At 33.3% G+C, this 20,271-nt stretch carries 23 protein-coding genes; 15 read left to right on the top strand and 8 right to left on the bottom strand.

What is annotated here, in order from left to right:
* Positions 1–77: 77 nt before the first annotated feature.
* The 5 genes from LNP22_RS11285 to LNP22_RS11265 all read left to right on the top strand — a co-directional run bounded on the left by LNP22_RS11285 (position 78) and on the right by LNP22_RS11265 (position 3,592).
* Positions 78–1,019, top strand: coding sequence for a transporter (locus tag LNP22_RS11285; RefSeq protein ID WP_229973543.1), 942 nt, complete (start codon positions 78–80; stop codon positions 1,017–1,019).
* A gap of 177 nt (positions 1,020–1,196) precedes the next feature.
* A complete protein-coding gene (locus tag LNP22_RS11280; RefSeq protein ID WP_229973542.1) occupies positions 1,197–1,409 on the top strand; it encodes a hypothetical protein in 213 nt (70 codons plus the stop codon).
* Positions 1,410–1,450: 41 nt separating this feature from the next.
* The gene (locus LNP22_RS11275; protein ID WP_229973541.1) at positions 1,451–1,789 is read left to right on the top strand and encodes a hypothetical protein; all 339 of its coding nucleotides are present in this window, start codon (positions 1,451–1,453) and stop codon (positions 1,787–1,789) included.
* Between the two features lie 6 nt (positions 1,790–1,795).
* Positions 1,796–2,344 (top strand): hypothetical protein, encoded by a 549-nt coding sequence (locus LNP22_RS11270; RefSeq protein ID WP_229973540.1) that lies wholly within the window; start codon positions 1,796–1,798, stop codon positions 2,342–2,344.
* 129 nt (positions 2,345–2,473) lie between these two features.
* Positions 2,474–3,592 carry a GTP cyclohydrolase gene (locus LNP22_RS11265; protein ID WP_229973539.1) on the top strand — a complete coding sequence of 373 codons (1,119 nt, stop codon included), beginning with the start codon at positions 2,474–2,476 and terminating at the stop codon, positions 3,590–3,592.
* Between the two features lie 105 nt (positions 3,593–3,697).
* Here LNP22_RS11265 and LNP22_RS11260 read toward each other — a convergent pair whose 3' ends face one another.
* The gene (locus LNP22_RS11260; RefSeq protein WP_210668372.1) at positions 3,698–4,168 is read right to left on the bottom strand and encodes a hypothetical protein; all 471 of its coding nucleotides are present in this window, start codon (positions 4,166–4,168) and stop codon (positions 3,698–3,700) included.
* A gap of 118 nt (positions 4,169–4,286) precedes the next feature.
* Complete coding sequence (gene capB / locus LNP22_RS11255; RefSeq protein ID WP_210668370.1) at positions 4,287–5,549, bottom strand: cysteate-C-fatty acyltransferase; 1,263 nt, start codon at positions 5,547–5,549, stop codon at positions 4,287–4,289.
* Positions 5,550–5,831: 282 nt separating this feature from the next.
* On the opposite strand from capB, the gene LNP22_RS11250 reads away from it, so the two are divergent.
* Complete coding sequence (locus tag LNP22_RS11250; RefSeq protein WP_210668369.1) at positions 5,832–6,611, top strand: NYN domain-containing protein; 780 nt, start codon at positions 5,832–5,834, stop codon at positions 6,609–6,611.
* 31 nt (positions 6,612–6,642) lie between these two features.
* Entirely contained in the window at positions 6,643–8,154 is a 1,512-nt protein-coding gene (locus LNP22_RS11245; protein ID WP_229973538.1) for an FMN-binding glutamate synthase family protein, read from the top strand.
* 77 nt (positions 8,155–8,231) lie between these two features.
* Here the strand turns inward: LNP22_RS11245 and LNP22_RS11240 are convergent, their stop codons facing one another.
* Complete coding sequence (locus LNP22_RS11240; protein ID WP_229973537.1) at positions 8,232–8,636, bottom strand: hypothetical protein; 405 nt, start codon at positions 8,634–8,636, stop codon at positions 8,232–8,234.
* 50 nt (positions 8,637–8,686) lie between these two features.
* Positions 8,687–9,136: a NanQ anomerase/TabA/YiaL family protein gene (locus LNP22_RS11235; RefSeq protein WP_229973536.1), complete on the bottom strand. Its 450-nt coding sequence runs from the start codon at positions 9,134–9,136 to the stop codon at positions 8,687–8,689.
* Positions 9,137–9,367: 231 nt separating this feature from the next.
* Between LNP22_RS11235 and LNP22_RS11230 the strand changes: the two genes are divergently transcribed.
* The 4 genes from LNP22_RS11230 (at position 9,368) to LNP22_RS11215 (ending at position 13,294) form a co-directional block, all read left to right on the top strand.
* Entirely contained in the window at positions 9,368–9,712 is a 345-nt protein-coding gene (locus tag LNP22_RS11230; RefSeq protein ID WP_229973535.1) for a ribosomal maturation YjgA family protein, read from the top strand.
* A 56-nt stretch (positions 9,713–9,768) separates the two neighbouring features.
* Positions 9,769–10,347: a non-canonical purine NTP diphosphatase gene (locus LNP22_RS11225; protein ID WP_229973534.1), complete on the top strand. Its 579-nt coding sequence runs from the start codon at positions 9,769–9,771 to the stop codon at positions 10,345–10,347.
* 204 nt (positions 10,348–10,551) lie between these two features.
* Positions 10,552–12,432, top strand: coding sequence for a DEAD/DEAH box helicase (locus LNP22_RS11220; protein WP_229973533.1), 1,881 nt, complete (start codon positions 10,552–10,554; stop codon positions 12,430–12,432).
* 88 nt (positions 12,433–12,520) lie between these two features.
* Complete coding sequence (locus tag LNP22_RS11215; RefSeq protein ID WP_210666487.1) at positions 12,521–13,294, top strand: carboxypeptidase-like regulatory domain-containing protein; 774 nt, start codon at positions 12,521–12,523, stop codon at positions 13,292–13,294.
* Positions 13,295–13,602: 308 nt separating this feature from the next.
* Here LNP22_RS11215 and LNP22_RS11210 read toward each other — a convergent pair whose 3' ends face one another.
* The gene (locus LNP22_RS11210) at positions 13,603–15,063 is read right to left on the bottom strand and encodes an aminoacyl-histidine dipeptidase (protein ID WP_229973532.1); all 1,461 of its coding nucleotides are present in this window, start codon (positions 15,061–15,063) and stop codon (positions 13,603–13,605) included.
* 109 nt (positions 15,064–15,172) lie between these two features.
* On the opposite strand from LNP22_RS11210, the gene LNP22_RS11205 reads away from it, so the two are divergent.
* From LNP22_RS11205 to LNP22_RS11195, 3 genes are all read left to right on the top strand, one after another.
* Positions 15,173–16,234: a DUF3810 domain-containing protein gene (locus LNP22_RS11205; RefSeq protein ID WP_229973531.1), complete on the top strand. Its 1,062-nt coding sequence runs from the start codon at positions 15,173–15,175 to the stop codon at positions 16,232–16,234.
* Positions 16,235–16,386: 152 nt separating this feature from the next.
* Complete coding sequence (locus LNP22_RS11200) at positions 16,387–16,881, top strand: RNA polymerase sigma factor (RefSeq protein ID WP_068843197.1); 495 nt, start codon at positions 16,387–16,389, stop codon at positions 16,879–16,881.
* A gap of 8 nt (positions 16,882–16,889) precedes the next feature.
* The gene (locus LNP22_RS11195; RefSeq protein ID WP_229973530.1) at positions 16,890–17,522 is read left to right on the top strand and encodes a hypothetical protein; all 633 of its coding nucleotides are present in this window, start codon (positions 16,890–16,892) and stop codon (positions 17,520–17,522) included.
* Positions 17,523–17,659: 137 nt separating this feature from the next.
* On the opposite strand, the gene LNP22_RS11190 is transcribed toward LNP22_RS11195, so the two are convergent.
* A complete protein-coding gene (locus tag LNP22_RS11190) occupies positions 17,660–18,469 on the bottom strand; it encodes a lysophospholipid acyltransferase family protein (RefSeq protein WP_210666483.1) in 810 nt (269 codons plus the stop codon).
* A 129-nt stretch (positions 18,470–18,598) separates the two neighbouring features.
* On the bottom strand, positions 18,599–19,240 hold the full coding sequence (locus LNP22_RS11185; RefSeq protein ID WP_229973529.1) for an NUDIX hydrolase: 642 nt from the start codon (positions 19,238–19,240) through the stop codon (positions 18,599–18,601).
* Between the two features lie 91 nt (positions 19,241–19,331).
* Between LNP22_RS11185 and LNP22_RS11180 the strand changes: the two genes are divergently transcribed.
* Complete coding sequence (locus LNP22_RS11180) at positions 19,332–19,763, top strand: DUF4268 domain-containing protein (protein ID WP_210666481.1); 432 nt, start codon at positions 19,332–19,334, stop codon at positions 19,761–19,763.
* Between the two features lie 326 nt (positions 19,764–20,089).
* On the opposite strand, the gene LNP22_RS11175 is transcribed toward LNP22_RS11180, so the two are convergent.
* Entirely contained in the window at positions 20,090–20,266 is a 177-nt protein-coding gene (locus LNP22_RS11175; RefSeq protein ID WP_210666480.1) for a hypothetical protein, read from the bottom strand.
* Positions 20,267–20,271: the final 5 nt, after the last annotated feature.

Here is a 20,271-nt window from a genome sequence, read left to right as displayed (position 1 = left end):
TAAAATATCAATCTTAAATAAATAATAAAATATGTACATTTGAAATGCGTTATTACTTTTTAACCAAAAAATAAATTATGCTAAAAATTAAAAACTGGGTCTTCGCAAGTGCCCTTTTGCTGCCACAATTTTTCTTTGCACAATATACCGATGTGATCAATTCTAACCGTCCGGGAGAGACAATGTCTGCGTACGCGGTAGGAAAAACGGTTATACAAGCCGAAATGGGTCTTTACGGAATCAATGAAAAACATGATTTACTGGGTTATAAAGGAAATGGTATGGGGACCGATTTAACCATCCGATACGGGGCTTTTCTAGAAAAACTGGAATTTATTGCCGATATTCAGTATCAAATGGAGAATTTTACCACTCCTTTTTCAGAATACAAAAAAAATGATTTTAGACAAACCATACTGGGAGCCAAATATTTGATTTATGATCCTTTTAAAGGTTACGAAAAAACAGCTAATATTTATAGTTACAAAGCCAATCATGCTTTTAAATGGCGTCAATTAATTCCGGCTGTTTCTGTATTTGCAGGAGCCAATTTTACTTTCAAAGATAATCCATATTCTTTTTCACCAGAATCGAGTATTTCGCCAAAAATCATGTTGATTACTCAAAATCACTTTGGAGACGGAAGATGGGTTTTGGTCTCTAATATTATTGCTGATTATATTTCTACAGATTACCCAAGTTACGGCTATGTATTGACTTTGACAAGAGGTTTTAACGACAGATGGTCTGGTTTTTTGGAAAATCAGGGATTTAAAAGTGATTTTTACAGCGATGCTATTTTGCGTGGTGGAGCCGCTTATTTATTGAGCAAAAACATGCAGGTAGACGCTTCTATCAGTAGCAATTTTAAAAACACGCCGTCTATTCTTTATGGTGGAATTGGATTCTCGTGGCGCTACGACGCCAAATACAAAGAAGTACAATTGCAAAACAAAAAAGACCAAAAAGAAAAAGATTATCAGGCAGAAGAGAGAAAACGTAAGTCAAAATATGAGTAAATAACAAAGAATGAAAAAAAGAGGTTTTAATCTAATTGTAGCCAGAATATTATTCATAAAACTGTTCTATTTAAGATTCTCAAAGAGACTTTTGCAAACCAACTTAATTCATAACCAACTCAAATACGGACTTTTTACATGATAAAAAGTCCGTATTTTTTTTTACAAAATGAAGAAATGAAAAAAAGAATTTTAATCTTATACATTAGTTTGCAACTCACATCTTGTACATTTCCATCTTATGTTTTTCAGGAAAGAAAAATGCAAACTGGTTTAGATTTTACATCGGGAAAATGGTTATTAAATACTGTGGATGCGCCTTATAATGTTAATGCAAAATTAACCCAAATTATTATCAAAGATTTCACGCAGCATTTAGATAAAGATTAAATTATGTACCAAAAACAAAAGGACTCTTTTTACCACAAAATATGCCTTTTAATCCCACAAAAAAAGAAATAAAGAACTTAAAAATAGGAACTAATTTTGATTACTTTATAAATGTAAAAGCTTTAAAATCTAAACAAAATGTAGGAGCAATAGATATAACACCCCATAGATTTAGAAATGAATCAGAAACCTCTGTTCTCGTTCAAATTGAAATATACGATTTAAACAATGAAGAAATTATTTATTCTGAAACCGTGGAAGGTAGTGTTGCAATTTCTAACAACAATAACAATGATATCATTTTTTCTAAATCAGCAGATGGTTTAATTTTTGGAGCATATAAAAGAATAAAAAAAGATATTAATAAAAAGTCAATCTAATATTTTATGAAAAAAAATATCAAAATAATAACATTATTACTTATAATTTTTCAGTTCACCTACGCCCAAAAGACAGGAGTAGAACAATCCCTTTTTAATGTACAAACTGGATTTCTGGGAGTTTGGGTAAACAATGAATATCGCTTGTCTAACCAAATCGTCTTAAGAAGTGAAGTTGGCCTAGACTTAGGTTTTCAAGGCTGTTCTGACTGTAATACAGTCTATGGATTAATTCCAATAATAAGCCTTGAACCAAGATGGTATTACAATATAAACAAAAGAAACAGCAAAAACAGAGGTGCCAATAATAGTGCAAACTTTTTGGCACTAGACATCAACTATTATCCAGATTTATTTGTGATTTCTAATGATGATAACGCCTATGTACAAAATCAGATTGCTATTATCCCTAAATGGGGAATTCGCAGAAGCATCGGTAAGAGTAATTTTAATTATGAAGCCGGAATCGGAATTGGAGTACTTTATTATTTAGATAATAAAGTATCTGAAACAACAGCCGATTTACATCTTAGAATTGGTTACACTTTTAAATAAGAAAAACTTAAGCCCATTAATTTGGGCTTTTTTTAGTACCAGACCTTTTTAGTTCTAGTAAAGATAACTATATTCGTGGCTTCGATTTTAGATTGAAAAACAAAGACTTCAAAACAAAAAAAGATCTTCATGATTACAATTAAAGAAGCCAAAACCAAGAAGGAATTAACAGAATATGTAAAATTTCCGTTTTCGGTATATAAAGACAATCCGTATTGGGTTCCGCCCATTATTGCCGACGAATTAGAATCGTTTGATAAAACCAAAAATCCTGCTTTTGATAATGCCGAAGCCTATTTTTATCTCGCATACAAAAACAATCAGATTGTTGGTCGAATTACCGCTATTATCAATTGGGCAGAAGTTAACAATCAGCACAAAAGAAAAGTGCGTTTTGGCTGGTTTGATGTTATCGATGATATTGAAGTGACAAAAGCCCTTCTGGAAAAAGTATACGAATTAGGAAGGCAAAACAATATGAATCATGTCGAAGGCCCGATGGGATTCTCAAATTTAGACAAAGTGGGAGTTCTTACCGAAGGTTTTGACCAGGTTGGTACCATGATTACGTGGTACAATCATGCGTATTACGTAAGACATTTTGAAGAATTAGGTTTTAGGGTAGAAAAAGAATATATCGAAAGTATTTTCCCTTTTTCGAATGTAAAACCGGAGTTTTTTCTGAAAGCGCAAGAATTAATCAAAAAAAGATATGAGCTGCGTTCGCTGACTTTTACCAAAACTAAAGACATTATGCCGCACGTGGATAAAATGTTTGATTTGTTTAATGACTCGTATGCAAAACTCTCATCATTTGTCGCCATTTCGGATATTCAAAAAGAATATTTCAAGAAAAAATACATCAGTTTTATCAATCCTGAATACATCAAATTTGTGGTTGACAAAGATGATAATCTGGTCGCATTTAGTATAGTAATGCCTAGTTTTACAGAAGCACTTCAAAAGATAAAAGGCAAATTATTTCCGTTTGGATTTCTCCGCTTATTAAGAGCAAGAAAACACAGCAAAGATGTTGTTTTTTACCTTATCGGAGTGCATCCTGACTATCAAAATAAAGGTGTTACAGCTATTATTTTTGATGAATATTACAAAACTTTTACAGAAAAAGGAATTCGAAATTGTATTAGAACCCCTGAATTAGAAGAAAACACAGCCATCCATTTATTATGGAAAAATTTTGACCCAAAAATTCACTGTAAAAGAAAAACCTATCTAAAAGAGCTTTAGAAAATAAGAGGTATTTTCAACAAGAAACATTAACCTTTTTCAATAAAAAAAATCCATTCGTCAAACGAATGGATTTTTTTATAACTACTTTTTATTTTTCACAGTTTACTTTTCACAATCTATCCTGCTTAATGTATTTTTTACATCAAATTTTAGTTTTGTTCTGTCCTTAAAAACTACTTTATCATTACTTTCTATAACATCACCAAAACCTTCGATAAAAGCACCATCTTTTTGCAAAAAAGCAACTTCTCTAACAGATGAAACTCCTTCTGACATAAATGTATACTCAGCGATTAGGGTATCTCCTTTAAAATTTCCTACTATTGTTCCTTCATTTTTATCTTTTTCATAGAGATTGTAAAGTAACTTTCCATTAACTTCCTGAATCGAATTAACAGTAAAACTCAACTCAACAATACCATTATTGACTTTAGAAATATAACATTGATCTCCAGATGGCTCAGGAGCTGCGGCAGATTTTGGTGCTGCTGGCACTAATTCTTCAGTTGTTGTTTTTTTGCACGAAGCAAAAACACCTAAAATGATTACGGCTAAAACGATTATTTTTTTCATGGTTTTCTTTTTTATGGTTTAGTGGATAAAATTACTTCAAACAAAAAAAATCCATTCGTATAAAGAATGGATTTTTTTATATAATTCCCACCTAGGTGACAATTTATTTTGAAGAAATCTAAGCGTCTAAATCTACTTTTGTTCTGCTTGCAATTTCTTTATAAGTACCGTTTTCAAGTTTCTCACGAATTGCCTCAAAAGCCACTAACGTTTCGTCAATATCTGCCAAAGTATGAGAAGTAGTAGGAATCATTCGTAATAAAATAATTCCTTTTGGAATTACAGGGTAAATTACAATCGACAAGAAAATACCATAGTTTTCTCTTAAATCGTTTACCATTACCATTGCCTCAGGAACACTTCCTTGTAGATAAACTGGTGTTACACAAGTATTCGTATCTCCAATATTAAAATTTCTTGAACGCAATCCGTTTTGCAAAGCGTTTACGTTTTCCCAAAGTTTGTCTTTCAATCCTGGGTTATTTCGCAATAATTCTAAACGTTTCAAAGAACCAATTGTCTGAATCATTGGCAATGCTTTTGCAAACATTTGAGAACGCAAATTGTATTTTAAATAATCGATAATGTCTTTATCAGCAGCTACAAAAGCACCAATATTGGCCATAGATTTTGCAAAAGTCGAAAAATAAACATCAATATCTTGTTGCACTCCCTGCTCCTCACCTGCTCCGGCTCCTGTTTTACCAAGTGTACCAAAACCATGTGCATCATCTACCAATAAACGGAAGTTATATTTTTGTTTTAATGCTACAATTTCTTTTAATTTTCCTTGTTGACCACGCATTCCAAAAACACCTTCTGTAATAAAAAGGATTCCTCCACCTGTTTCAGTCGCCATTTTGGTAGCACGCTGCAGGTTTTTCTCCATGCTTTCAAGGTCATTGTGTTTGTAAGTAAATCGTTTCCCCATGTGTAGACGAACACCATCAATAATACAAGCATGCGAATCGACATCATAAACAATAATATCGTTTTTTGTAACCAAAGCATCAATGATAGACACCATTCCTTGGTAACCAAAATTTAATAAATAGGCTGCTGGCTTCATTACAAACGCTGCCAATTCATTTTCTAATTGCTCATGGTATTTAGTGTGACCAGACATCATACGAGCTCCCATAGGGTAAGCAGCGCCATACTGAGTTGCTGCATCAATATCTGCCTGACGAACCTCTGGATGATTAGCAAGACCTAAATAGTCATTCAAACTCCAATTTAAAATATCTTTTCCACCAAATTGCATTCTTGGACCAAGTTCACCTTCTAATTTAGGAAAAACAAAATAACCCTCAGCTTGCGAAGCCCATTTTCCTAAAGGCCCTTTATTGTTCTGAATTCTTTCGAATAAATCTTTTACCATAAATATATTTTGAAGTAATAATTTTAATTTAAACAGGGTGCAAAAATAAATATTTATTCTGTGGTATCATAATAATTTGAAAATGATTCAGATTAATGATTGCACTTTTATGCCTTTTGCTAACAAAAACTTTGACAATTACCGTAAATTTCCTGAGAAAAACGAAATCCTAATAAAAAAGATTAATAATTTATACCAGTTATAAATTTAATTAAGAAAGCTATTATTGCTTAATTTTTACTAATTTTAAACCAATTATACACAATATCTAACACCTAAATAATGGCTTTAAGCAACTCAAAAGATCTCAAATTAGCCGTTCTTATTGATGCCGATAACGTACCTTACAGCAATGTAAAAGGCATGATGGAAGAGATTACAAAATTTGGAACGCCCACCACCAAACGTATTTATGCCGATTGGACCAAGCCAAACTCTAATGGTTGGAAAGCCGTTTTACTAGAACACGCGATTACTCCTATACAACAATATAGCTATACCGTTGGAAAAAACTCCTCTGATTCTGCATTGATTATTGATGCTATGGATTTATTATATTCAGGTAAATTAGATGGTTTTTGCATTGTTTCCAGCGATAGCGATTTTACAAGACTAGCCATTCGACTCAGAGAATCTGGGATGAAAGTAATTGGTATTGGCGAAAAGAAAACCCCAAATTCCTTTATTGTTGCCTGCGACCGATTTATTTATATTGAAGTTTTGGACGGCGCCATTCAGAAGAAAAAACCAAAACCAACCACGGCAGACTCCAAAAAAGTCATTGAAAAACCAGCCGAAAAAGCATTAAATAAAATTGATAAAGCGACCATAGAACTCATCGAAGCCACCATCGAAGATATTGAGGATGATGACGGATGGGCATTTTTAGGCGATGTAGGCAACATGATTGTAAAGAAAAAACCTGAGTTTGACCCTAGAAATTATGGTTTTTCTAAGCTTACACCGATGCTAAAATCTTTGACCGATATTCTGGAAATTGACGAAAGAGAATCAGACAAAAAAGGCATCAAACACGTTTATGTTCGACTTCGATTTAACTAATAGTATGACCCTTCTATTTAATTTTTAAAACATGAGAAAAAAATTCTTTATCTACGGATTTTTATTATTTCTGGTTGTTGCAGCAATTTATTATTATACCAACCGTGGTTTTCTGCTTGTCATTATTTTACCCATTTTATTAATCGTTGGACTTTATAATACCATTCAAAAAAAACATGCTATTTTAAGAAACTTTCCCGTTTTGGGCTATTTCAGGTATTTATTTGAAATGATCGCACCCGAAATTCAGCAATATTTTATCGAAAGATCGACAGACGGAAAACCTTTTTCCAGAAATCAGCGCTCATTGGTGTATCAAAGAGCTAAAAATATCGATTCGAATTCCCCTTTCGGAACACAATTAGACCTTAACTACAATAATTACGAAGGAATCAAGCATTCTATTTTTCCGGCGAAAGTCAATGACGAATTGCCGCGTGTTTTGGTGGGAGGAAAAGATTGCAAACAGCCGTATCTGGCTTCTTTATTAAATGTTTCGGCAATGAGTTTTGGTTCACTTAGCGAAAATGCTGTTCGCGCTATCAACATCGGAGCCAAAAAAGGAGGCTTTTACCAAAATACAGGCGAAGGAGGTTTGACCGATTATCATTTAGAAGGCGGTGGCGACATTACCTGGCAAATTGGAACCGGTTATTTTGGCTGCCGAAATATTGAAGGAAATTTTAATGCCGAGAAGTTTTCAGAAAAAGCCAATCTTCCAAATGTCAAAATGATTGAAATCAAACTCTCGCAAGGAGCAAAACCAGGCCATGGAGGTGTGCTCCCAGCTGCTAAAAACACCGAGCAAATTGCCAGAATCAGAGGGGTTCTTCCTCATACTTTAATTCTTTCTCCGCCAAGTCACAGCGCTTTCTCGGACGCAAAAGGGCTAATTCATTTTATTGCACACTTACGTGAATTGTCGAATGGAAAACCAATCGGTTTTAAACTCTGCATTGGTAATACCGCCGAGTTTGAAGCCATTTGTCACGAGATGATTGCAGAAGATTGTTACCCCGATTTTATTACCGTAGATGGCGCCGAAGGAGGAACAGGTGCGGCTCCGCTGGAGTTTGCCGATGGTGTAGGAATGCCGTTTGAACCTGCTTTAATCTTCGTCAATAAAACGCTCGTAGGGCTCAATATTCGGGACAAAATACGTATTATCGGGAGCGGAAAAATTATTTCGGGATATTCTATCCTGCATGCTCTTGCTCTAGGGGCAGATATGTGCAATAGCGCGCGAGGTTTTATGTTCTCTTTGGGCTGCATTCAGGCGTTGCGTTGCCATAATAACGAGTGCCCAACAGGTGTGGCTACACAAAATAAAATGCTGATGAAAGGTCTCGTTGTTACCGATAAATCAGACCGTGTGTATCATTTTCATAAAAATACTTTACATGCTGCCAACGAACTTCTGGCCGCAGCCGGCAAAAAAAGTTTTGCAGAGGTAGACAGCAATATTTTTATGCGTGGTGATGAGTTTACCCATTTATCAGACTCGTACTTTCCAGATAATTTAACGAATGTTACCCAACATTAAAAAACAAAAAAATGCCTCTTTCCAAAATTAAAAAGAGGCATTTTTTATTATGCTTATATCAAAAGGAGCTTTTGATTCTACTTTAGTAAAGCATTCAATTCTTCCTTATTTATTATTTTCTTGGCTAAAACAGTATTATCATTGGCTAAAAAGTAAACATCAAATTGAACGCCTTCTTCTATTAATTCTTTTGAAATCTGATCGTTTTTAATCATTTTAATGAGCAACTTAGGAAATGCGATAATAGAAGCTACTTTATTCAATTCGTTTTGCTCTAAATTTGTTTCAAACCTTAACTCTATTTTATCATCATTTATATAGCCTCTTGCTGTCGTCAATTTTACATTTTCTTCTTTAAAATTGCTTGCCTGACTATTATAGGTCGTAACATATTCCTGTAGTTTTTGCTTGGTATTTTTGCAACTTGTCAACAGTAACAACAAAGCAATTGCAAATACTATTCGGCTTAATTTCTTCATCATAATTACTTACTTTTTATTTTTTTTTCTTCGAATAAAATTCTAAAAATTGTCTAAACTTCCACTTTAATAACGACTTTATTCAAGATTCCGTCGGTTATCATAGGAGCATGAACATCTTCGGGAAAGAGGATCACAAACTGATTGCGATGCAACGTAAAAAACATATGAGGTGCATCCTTAAAAAATCGCACATCTTTTTCATCATTATAATCGCCGTTTGGCGTAACACAATTTTTTCTGGGTTTCCAGCCAAAAGTTTCTTTCTCGGTAATACAAAACTGAATGTCTATATTTTTATCATGGCATTCAAAAGTTTCAAGACTTTCTGCTGTCGTTTTTCCCTTTCCATAATACCCAAAAGCCTTTACACCCTCGGTTTCGTACAAAAGTCCTTCGTCAACAATTTCAAATTTAGTAGTTCGTAAATAATCAAAAGCTTTTTTAAATGAAGGATGTAAAGCTTCATATTTAGCGGCATTTTCCAGTGAGTCGATTATCATAATTGCGATCGTATTTTAATGAGGCGATTGAATTTTTATAATGTGAAATTAATATTTAAATTTTAAATGACTGATATTGGTTGGGGTAATTTATCAAAATAGGCGTTATTCTGTTCTCATATGGCTTTAATTTACGTCCCTATTTATAACTTTGAACTTTAAAATAGAAAATTAAAAAAATAGAAAATCCTACATGTGAAAAAAACTAAAATATATTATTTCTTTCTGACCATGGCAATAATTTTTCTTGGAATTCTTTCGAGAAAAATTGAAATTATACCCTTTTGCTTTGGAGATCTGCTCTATGCCGTGATGATCTATTGTATTGTTCGAATTGTATTTACGCATTCAAAAGCCATTTACGTCATCTTAGTTTCGTTACTGATTTGTTATGGTATCGAGTTTTTGCAATTGTATCAGGCAGAATGGATTGTAAAACTTAGAGAAACACTTTTTGGAAAATATGTTCTTGGTCAGGGATTTTTATGGAGCGATATTTTTGCTTACACTTTTGGTGGTGCAATTGCTTTTTTTATTGAAAAAATTGTTTTAAAATATAATACTAATCAAGGATAAGAATTCTAAATTTGTGTTTTATAAAATACACTCCATAACGTCTAAAAATATATAGTATGCAACTTGTTTTTGCTTCAAATAATCATAATAAAATCAAGGAAATTCAAAGTATCCTTAACGGAAGTATTAAAATACTAAGCCTCGAAGAGATTGGCTGTCACGAGGAAATTCCTGAAACGGCAGCTACTATCGAAGGAAATGCGATCCTAAAAGCCAATCACGTAACCGAAAAATATGGCTATGATTGTTTTGCAGATGATACTGGGCTCGAAGTTAAAGCATTGAACGGAGAACCTGGTGTTTACTCGGCTCGATATGCTGGAGAGCAGCGCAACGCAGATGATAATATGAATAAACTTTTGGCGGCCTTAACGGATAAAAAAGATAGAAGTGCCGAATTTAAAACCGTAATTGCTCTGAATTTAAAAGGTGAGCAGCATCTTTTTACCGGAATTGCAAAAGGAGCCATTACATTTGAAAAAACCGGAAATCATGGTTTTGGTTACGATCCAATTTTTCAGCCTGAAAATTATACGGAAACTTTTGCCGAAATATCATCGGAAATAAAAAATAAAATTAGTCACCGGGCAAAAGCTACACAGCAACTAATTGATTACCTGAACTCCATCAAATAATTATTTAAAATACAACATTTTAGAAGAAAGAATTTACATTTGAAGACGAATTTTTTTGTCCTTTTATTTCTTTTCTCATCAAAATGATTTCATAAAAAACATAACTTTTTGATAATCAAATCATAACAAATCAATAATTCTTAAAATAGCATTAGTTTATCTGAATAATTAAAAGTAATTTTGCACCCTATTTTAAAATTACATATGAATAAATTTGAACAATTAGGATTGAATGAATCGTTACTGAAGGCGATTTTAGATCTAGGATTTGAGAATCCGTCAGAAGTACAGGAGAAAGCGATTCCCCTATTATTGGAAAAAGACACAGATATGGTTGCGTTGGCTCAGACAGGGACAGGGAAAACGGCAGCTTTCGGTTTTCCGCTAATTCAAAAAATTGATGCCAACAACAAGAATACACAAGCATTAGTTTTATCGCCAACACGAGAACTTTGTTTACAGATTACCAACGAACTTAAAAACTACTCAAAATACGAGAAAGGTATTAATGTAGTAGCAGTTTACGGCGGGGCTAGTATTACAGAGCAAGCTAGGGACATTAAGAGAGGTGCACAAATTATTGTGGCAACTCCGGGAAGAATGCAAGACATGATCAATAGAGGTTTAGTAAACATTAAAAATATAGATTACTGTATTTTGGATGAGGCTGATGAGATGTTGAACATGGGATTCTATGAAGACATTGTATCTATTTTATCCGATACTCCAGATCAAAAAAGTACATGGTTGTTCTCTGCAACTATGCCAGCAGAGGTTGCAAGAATTGCAAAACAATTTATGAGTGACCCTGTAGAAATTACTGTAGGAGCTAAAAACTCTGGTTCTGCGACCGTTTCTCACGAGTTTTATTTGGTAAATGCACGTGATCGTTACGAAGCTTTAAAACGTTTAGCCGATGCAAATCCGGATATTTTTTCTGTGGTTTTCTGTCGTACTAAAAGAGACACACAAGCTGTAGCTGAAAAATTAATTGAAGATGGATACAGCGCTGCTGCATTGCATGGAGATTTATCTCAGGCGCAACGTGATGGTGTAATGAAATCTTTCCGTGGAAGACAAATTCAGATGCTTGTTGCTACTGACGTAGCTGCACGTGGTATTGATGTTGATAATATTACTCACGTAGTAAATTACCAACTTCCTGACGAAATCGAAACGTACAATCACCGTTCTGGACGTACTGGTAGAGCCGGGAAATTAGGAACTTCTATTGTAATTGTTACAAAAAGTGAGTTGCGTAAAATTTCTTCTATCGAAAGAATCATCAAACAAAAGTTTGAAGAAAAAACGATTCCGTCTGGTATCGAAATTTGTGAAATTCAGTTATTACACTTAGCAACTAAAATCAAAGATACAGAAGTAGATCACGAAATTGATAACTACCTTCCGGCAATCAACAATGTTCTTGAAGATTTATCTAAAGAAGAATTGATTAAGAAAATGGTATCTGTAGAATTTAACCGCTTTATTGCTTATTACAAGAAAAACAGAGATATTTCTTCTCAGGCTTCTGGTGAAAGACGTGAAAGAGGTGATTCTGAGCCAAGAGAATCAAACAATGGCGGAGCAGTTCGTTATTTTGTAAATATTGGTTCAAGAGACAACTTCGACTGGATGTCGCTTAAAGATTATTTGAAAGAAACATTAGATTTAGGTCGTGATGATGTTTTCAAGGTAGATGTAAAAGAAGGTTTCTCTTTCTTTAACACTGATCCTGAGCACACAGATAAAGTGATGGAAGTATTGAACAACGTACAACTTGAAGGACGTCGTATTAATGTAGAAATCTCTAAAAATGATGGTGGCGGAAGACGTGACCATAACGGACGTAGCGGCGGAGGTCGTCCTTCTGGCGGTCCAAGACGTGAAGGAAGCTTTGCTCCAAGACGTGAAGGTTCTGGCGGTGGATTTAGAAGCGATAGAAATTCTGCTCCTAGAGAAGGTGGTTTTAGAAGCGACAGAAACTCATCTGCTCCAAGAAGAGAAGGTGGTTCTGACAGAGCGCCACGTCGTTCAGACAGCTTTGGTGATGCACCAAGACCAAGAAGACCAAGAAGAGATTAATTCTCTTTGTTAATTTTCTGATAATTATATTAGAAGACTGCAAAATATTTAATCACGATTTATTACTTTTAGAGCTTTAAATCAGGATATGAAATATTTTGCAGTTTTCTTTTTTTTAGTACTATCAACTATCGGTTTTTCGCAAGAAATTGACTCTAACATCCCTCATAGAGTTTCTGGTTATATTATCAACGATAATACGAAGCAGCCACTTTCGAGCGTAAATGTCATCAATACCAATAAAGTTCGTGGCGCAACTTCGGATGCAAAAGGGTACTTTGAAATTGATGTGCAAGCCAATGACACACTGCATTTTTCTATCTTAGGATTTCAATCTTTACGCATTCGTGTTACCAATGACTGGATAAAAAATAAAGTTACCCGAATTCAGCTTACAGAAAAAGCAATTGCACTTGAAGAAGTCGTTATTGCACCTTTTAACCTTACTGGTTACCTCGAAATTGATTCAAAATTAATACCAACCAAAGAAAATTACCGTTACAGCATTTCCGGCCTTACTCAGGGTTATGAAGCAGGAGAATACGCTCCAAATGCTTTTGGAAAAGTATTAGGTTCTATTTTTAATCCCGCAGACAAATTATATAGTTTCTTTGGAAAAAATGGTCGGGAACTCAAGAAATTAAAAGAAATGAAAAAAGACGATACGGTTCGTAATCTATTAGAGACCAAATACGACCGCGAAACTGTAGCAGTTCTTTTAGGCATTACCAAAGAAGAAATACCCGAAATAATGCAACGTTGCAACTACTCTGATTCATTTATACAAACAGCAAATGATTTGCAAATTATGGATGCAATAAGCGCCTGTTATGAGCAATATAAAGTACTAAAAAGGAATTAATCGTCATTAAAAAAATACAAATTACATCCTCAATTTTATAATTGGGGATTTTTTATGCATTTTTAAGAAGTAAAAATCACTACATTTACTTGTAAATAAATACAATATCAAAATTTAAATTATATGGCAAAGAGTCAGGATGCTAAGAAAACCGTTAAAAAAGAACCTTTAAAAACGGCAAAAGAAAAAAAAGAAGAGAAAAGAGAAAAGAAAAACAGTCCTAAAAGAGATTAATTCTGTTTTTTAATTCCGGCAACAGTTTTCAGCTTCTTATTTGAAACCGAAAACTGTTGCTGAAAATTATTTTTTTATTTTACTGGAATATTTGAAAGAATTTCTAATACAAATTTCCAATATTTTTGAGCAGATGAGATACTTACTCTTTCGTCAGGCGAATGCGCTCCGTGAATAGTTGGACCGAAAGAAATCATATCCATATCCGGATAATTGGTTCCTAAAATCCCACATTCTAAACCAGCATGACAAGCTACTACTTTTGCTTTTTCACCATTTTGTTTTTCATAAATACCGGTTAAAACATCCAGAATTTCAGAATTTACGTTTGGAGTCCAACCTGGATAAGAACCTGAAAGTTCTACCTCACAACCCACTAATTCAAAGGCAGAACGGAGTGAATTTGCCAAATCAAATTTGGAGGTTTCTACCGAAGAACGTGTCAAACAGCCAATTAAAATTTCGCCATCTTTTACAATTACTCTGGCAATATTATTTGAAGTTTCTACTAAGTTGTCCATATCGGCACTCATTCTATAAACACCATTCTGAGCAGCGTAAATTGCTCTAATAATCCCTTCCTGAACTCCTAAGTCCATTACTTTTTCAGGCGTCTCACATTTTACGATTTCAATAGATAAATTAGGCTCAGTTGTTTTATATTCTAATTTAATATCGTTGATGATTTCCTGCATATCAAAAATATATGCTTCATCAAACATTTCCGAAATGACCACTTTTGCAACACTTTCTCTCGGAATAGCATTACGCAAACTTCCTCCGTTTATTTCTGCTACCTGCAAACCAAAATTTTCAAAAGCATCAAACAATAGACGGTTCATTATTTTATTGGCATTCCCTAGTCCCTTATGAATATCCATTCCAGAATGACCACCATTTAAACCTTTTACCGTTATAATATGCCCCACAGAACCTTCGGGAGTTTCTTCTTCGTAATACGTTCTTGTGGCGGTCACATCAATTCCACCTGCACATCCTATATCAATTTCGTCATCTTCTTCGGTATCCAAATTCAATAAAATCTGACCTTGTAAAATTCCGCCTTTTAGATTCAAAGCACCCGTCATTCCTGTCTCTTCATCAATCGTAAATAAGGCTTCTATAGCAGGATGCGGAATATCTTTACTTTCTAAAATAGCCATAATTGTGGCCACTCCCAACCCATTATCAGCTCCTAAAGTTGTGCCACGAGCACGAACCCAGTCACCATCAACATACATATCAATTCCCTGAGTGTCAAAATCAAAAATAGTATCTGCATTTTTTTGATGTACCATATCAAGATGCCCCTGCAACACAATTGCTTTACGGTTTTCCATTCCCGGAGTTGCTGGTTTTCGTATGATTACATTTCGAATTTCATCTTCAAAAGTTTCTAAACCTAAGCTATTTCCAAAGTTTTTCATAAATTCGATCACGCGCTCTTCTTTTTTCGACGGACGCGGAACAGCATTCAAATCTGCAAATTTATTCCATAGGGCTTTAGGCTCCAGATTTCTTATTTCTTGGCTCATTATTTTTTGTTTGTAGTTTAACAATTATGAGTTTCAAAGTTACAAAGTTTAAATTCTATTTCGATACTATTTAAGATTGATTTATATTTACGTATCCAAAATTTATACTGTGAAATCAAAATACATTCTGCCTCTTTTTTTCGTTGTACAGATTATCATTTTAAAGATACTTCCTTTCTTTCCAGAATTCATAGAACGCTTTTATAGCAACGGATTGTATTTAAAAATTTCACACTTTTCCAGAATTTTTTTAGGGAAAATTCCGTTTTCTGTCGGGGATTGTATCTATTTTATTGTAATTATCCTTTTGATCAGATGGTTTTGGAAAAATCGAAAAACATGGAAACTAAATTGGAAAGACAATCTATTAAAAGCATTAAGCTTTCTTTCGGTACTTTACTTTCTCTTCCATTTTCTTTGGGCATACAATTATTACAGAGAGCCTTTATTCGAAAAAATTAAAATTCAAAAAGAATATTCAGATGCTGACTTATTGCTTTTTACCAAAAAATTAATCGCTAAAACGAATGAAATTCAATCGGAAATTACCAAAAATGATAGCTCTAAAGTAGTTTTTCCATACTCACAAGAACAAGCCTTTAAAATGAATTTAAATGGCTATGAGCATCTTGCCAAAGAACATCCTTCTTTTGAATACAAAAAATTAAGCATCAAAAAATCGCTTTTTAGTTTACCGTTGACTTACATGGGATTTGGCGGTTATCTCAATCCTTTTACCAATGAAGCTCAGGTGAATGATTTGCTGCCTATGTATAATTTCCCTACTACCAGCTCACATGAAATGGCTCATCAAATGGGTTATGCAAGCGAAAGTGAATGCAATTTTATTGGCGTTTTAGCCTCTGTAAAAAATGATAATTTGTACTATCAATATTCCGGTTATAGTTTTGCATTGCGCTATTGTCTGGGAATCTGGCAATTTAAAAATGAGAAAATTTTTAATCAGCTAAAGAAACAAACGCACATCGGGATTTTAAAAAACTATAAAGAAAGTCAGGATTTCTGGAAAAAATATGAAACACCAATCGAAACAGGTTTTGAAATATTCTATGATAATTTCCTTAAAACAAACAATCAAAAAGACGGAATGGACAGTTATAGTAAATTTGTAGATTTGATGGTAAATTATTATAAAACGCGAGAATTATAAAAAACCACGAATTGCTCTAATTCCTATAAAAAACAACTTTTTAATTTTAATTTATACTTATTTAAATAAATGAAATTCGAGAAATTTGCGAAATTCGTGGCAAAAAAAACAATTCATTGTAACAAAACAAACTTCAATACTACTAATACATTATGAGCGAAAATCTAGAACAGTCATTTGTTGCGCAATTGCAGGCAAATCAGAATATAATCCACAAGATTTGTAGATTATATACTGCCGGCGAAGATGCTCACAAAGACTTGTTTCAGGAGATTACGATTCAACTATGGAAAGCGTATCCTAAATTTAGAGGTGACAGTAAATTTTCGACCTGGACCTATCGTGTTGCTTTAAATACTGCCATTACCTTATACCGAAAAACCAAACGTACCGTTTCTACCGTAGAATATGAAAGTCATCAGCATTTTGTAAAAGATGTTGACTACAATTATGAAGAAGAAGAACAAATAAAACTAATGTACAAAGCTGTTTATCAACTAAATGATATCGAAAAAGCATTGGTTTTTATGTATTTAGAAGACAAAGATTATCAAGAAATAGCTGAAACCCTTGGAATTAGTGAAGTGAATGCACGTGTGAAAATGAACAGAATAAAAGGGAAACTAAAAAAAATATTAAATCCTTAAAAATTATTATGAAAGAACTGGATTTACTAAAAAAAGACTGGAAAAAGAACTCGGATTCTTTTACGCAAATTTCTGAAAATGAAATATATAAAATGATTCATAAAAAATCATCATCTATCGTAAAATGGATATTGATTATTAGTATTTTGGAATTTTCATTTTGGACTTTTTCAAACATATTCATCAATACTGATGACTTAATGAGAAAAATTAAACATCCCGAAATCGTCTTAGCCTTAGATATTTTAACCTATTTCAATTATGTTGTTGTACTATTTTTTGTGATTAATTTTTATAAAAACTACAAAACAATTTCAACTACTGTTGCAACAAAAATACTGATGAATGCTATTTTAAGAACCCGAAAAATAGTTCAGTATTATGTATGGTACAATCTAGCAATGATTGTTGTCATCTCGATATTAAGTTATTTTATCGCTTTTGTTTACAATCCCGATATGGAATTTTTAAGAGAAAAACTATCCGCAGACGGTAAAGCAATGGTATTCACTATCGGGATTCTAATCTTGATGACACTAGGTTTAGTAGGTATCTTTTGGTGCTTTTACAGATTACTGTACGGAACACTTTTACGCCGATTGTACAGCAACTATAAAGAATTGAAGAAAATTGATTTTTAATAAAAACACCAAGCAATAGCAAGGTTAAAAGTTTTTTTAGGTTGAAGTTGAAGTTTAATTCGCAAAAAAACTACTAAACAAAAAACGTGAACCTGATTTTTTTAAAGTCTAAAATCTAAACTCAAAATCTAAAATACCTAGTATTCCCAGCGTCTCAGTTTGTTTAGCTCTTCTTGTATTTTGATTTCTTCGGCTGGAATAACCTTCAAAAAAGATGGATGCTGCTCAATAGCAAACTCTACTTTTTCGACAATTTCGTCGATTGTATCATTATCATAATCAATATCAAGAGGTTCTTTTATGATGAACGATTGCAGAATACCTTTCTTTTTCATTCGCAACCCCTTTTTATCAAACGAGCGACGAAAACCGTCAATCACAATCGGAATCACGATGGGTCTGTGTTGCTTAATGATATGAGCCGTTCCTTTACGAACCGGCTTAAATGATTTTGTAGTGCCTTGCGGAAAAGTAATGACCCAACCATCTTCCAAAGCAATTTTAATATTTTCGGTATCGTTAGGATTTACATCACGTTTTTCTGTAACATCTACACCTTTTGCACGCCACGTTCTCTCGACTGTTATTGCGCCCACGTAAGCCAAAATTCTGGGCAATAAACCAGCTTGCATGGTTTCTTTGGCGGCTACATAATACAAATTCATTTTGGGTTGCCACAAATAACCAATGTTTTTTATGTTGTCTTCACGCCCGCTTAAACTTGCATTAAAAACATGAAACATTGATACAACATCGGCAAAATAAGTCTGATGATTAGAGATAAACAAGACATTGGTATCAGGCAAAGACTTGATAATTTCAGATCCTTCAATCTGCAATTCGTTAAAACCTCTATATCTTTTATGCGTAATGGCGCCCAAAATACGGATCAACCATTTTTTGATGAATAATATATGTCCAAAAGGATTTCGCTTAATCAATCCCATAGTTATCGTATTTTTTGTCGTATCGCAAACATACAAAAATTATTCTTTTAGCCATAGCTTTAAACAATTTCGAGGTATTTTTGTTAATCTAATGAATACCAAATTGTTAAATTTATGGTTTTACAACTTTTATTTAAAAGTCACTTTTAAAACCTCCCGCAATTCGCTCAACATCATGGCGGTAGCTCCCCAAACAATATGATTTTGAATATTAAATGCCGGAACCAAAACATTATTTGCATAAGAAGTTGACAATGTGGCATCGATGATAATTTCATCATTCAAAAAAACTTCCAAAGGCAATTCGATTATATCTGCCACCTCTTTTATATCAGGATAAAATAAAAGTTCTTCTTTTGAAATTCCTAAAAAAGGATACACCAAAAAATTACTTGGCGGAATATACATGGGGGTAAAATGCTTAATTACCTCAATTTTTTCGGGAGAAACACCAACTTCTTCGTGTGTTTCTCTCAATGCTGTTTCTTCGTAATTGGTATCAAAAGTCTCGTATTTACCGCCCGGAAAAGCGATTTGCGAAGAATGTACGCCGTTATAAGCGTTACGGACAATTAAAACCAAATGTGTTTTTTCGTTTTTTGGATAAAGCAGCATCATTACAGCTGCAATCCTCGGATCTTTTTCTTTTAAATTGATGTTCTTCAAGGCATCCATTCTTTCTGAAGGAGCCATTTTTAAGTGTGCTAACTCCGCTGGCAGTTCAACTGGAATTAAATTAGGAACAAATTGCAAAAAGTCTTGAAAATCCATAATCAAAGTTTATTTTTGTACTTTCAAATAAAATATAAATATAGTCCAGAAAACGCGGTTCTACAAGTTTTCTAAAACTAAAGCCATAAAAATGTACAGCAAAGAAGAATCACAAAAATTAAAAAGAGAATTTTGGGTGGCTTTCGCCGAAAAATATCCGCGAAAATGGGTGCTTTATGATACTAAAATTAAAGATTTCTCTTTTAAATTTTTTATCGACAACAAAAAAGCACAAGTTTTTATTGATATCGAACCTCGTAACGACGAAAAACGATTTGCTTACTACGAAAAAATAGAAGCCTTAAAAAATATCCTCGAAGAAGAATTTATAAAAGATTTGGTTTTCGAAAAAAACTACACACTCGAAAGTGGTAAAACCATTAGCCGTATCTGGATTGAAAAACAAGGTGTTGGTTTTAGCAATCGCAATAATTGGGATATTATTTTTGATTTCTTTTTTGAAAAAATGAATGCTTTAGAACTGTTTTATCTGGAGTACGATGAGTTTATTAAGGATATTTAGTAAAACAACTACTGAGTCACTAAAAAGCCTAACAAATTTTGAAAACTTGTTAGGTTTTTACAATGAATTATAAAGCAATAAAACATTCTATCTATCGCCTTATAAACCTAATCTCTCACACAATAACATTAGAATAAAGACAGTAGAAATTATATAATAACCATTCCAACCTTCCTTTTTTCTTTGATCAACTGATGTTTTTTTATAATATTTATACCAAGAACAACTATTAAGTATAAATACAATTAGATATAAACTGATAGTAACATAATCATTCCATTTCATAAAAACACTTTAAAAAAAATTAAACACGCACTACTTTATAATCAAAATTTTCGAAGTAATAGCGTTAAGATAAAAATAGAAGAAATCATGTAGTAGTTACTCCATCCTTCTTTTTTTCTCTGGTCTTCAGAAGTATTGTTACGGTATTTATACCAAGAATAACCATTGAATAGTAATGCTATTACATAAAGCCCGATGGTAATATTATTCCAAATCATATATT

This window comes from Flavobacterium flavipigmentatum (genome assembly GCF_020911905.1).
Lineage (GTDB): Bacteria > Bacteroidota > Bacteroidia > Flavobacteriales > Flavobacteriaceae > Flavobacterium > Flavobacterium flavipigmentatum.
This window is presented reverse-complemented; position numbering and strand designations above follow the sequence as displayed.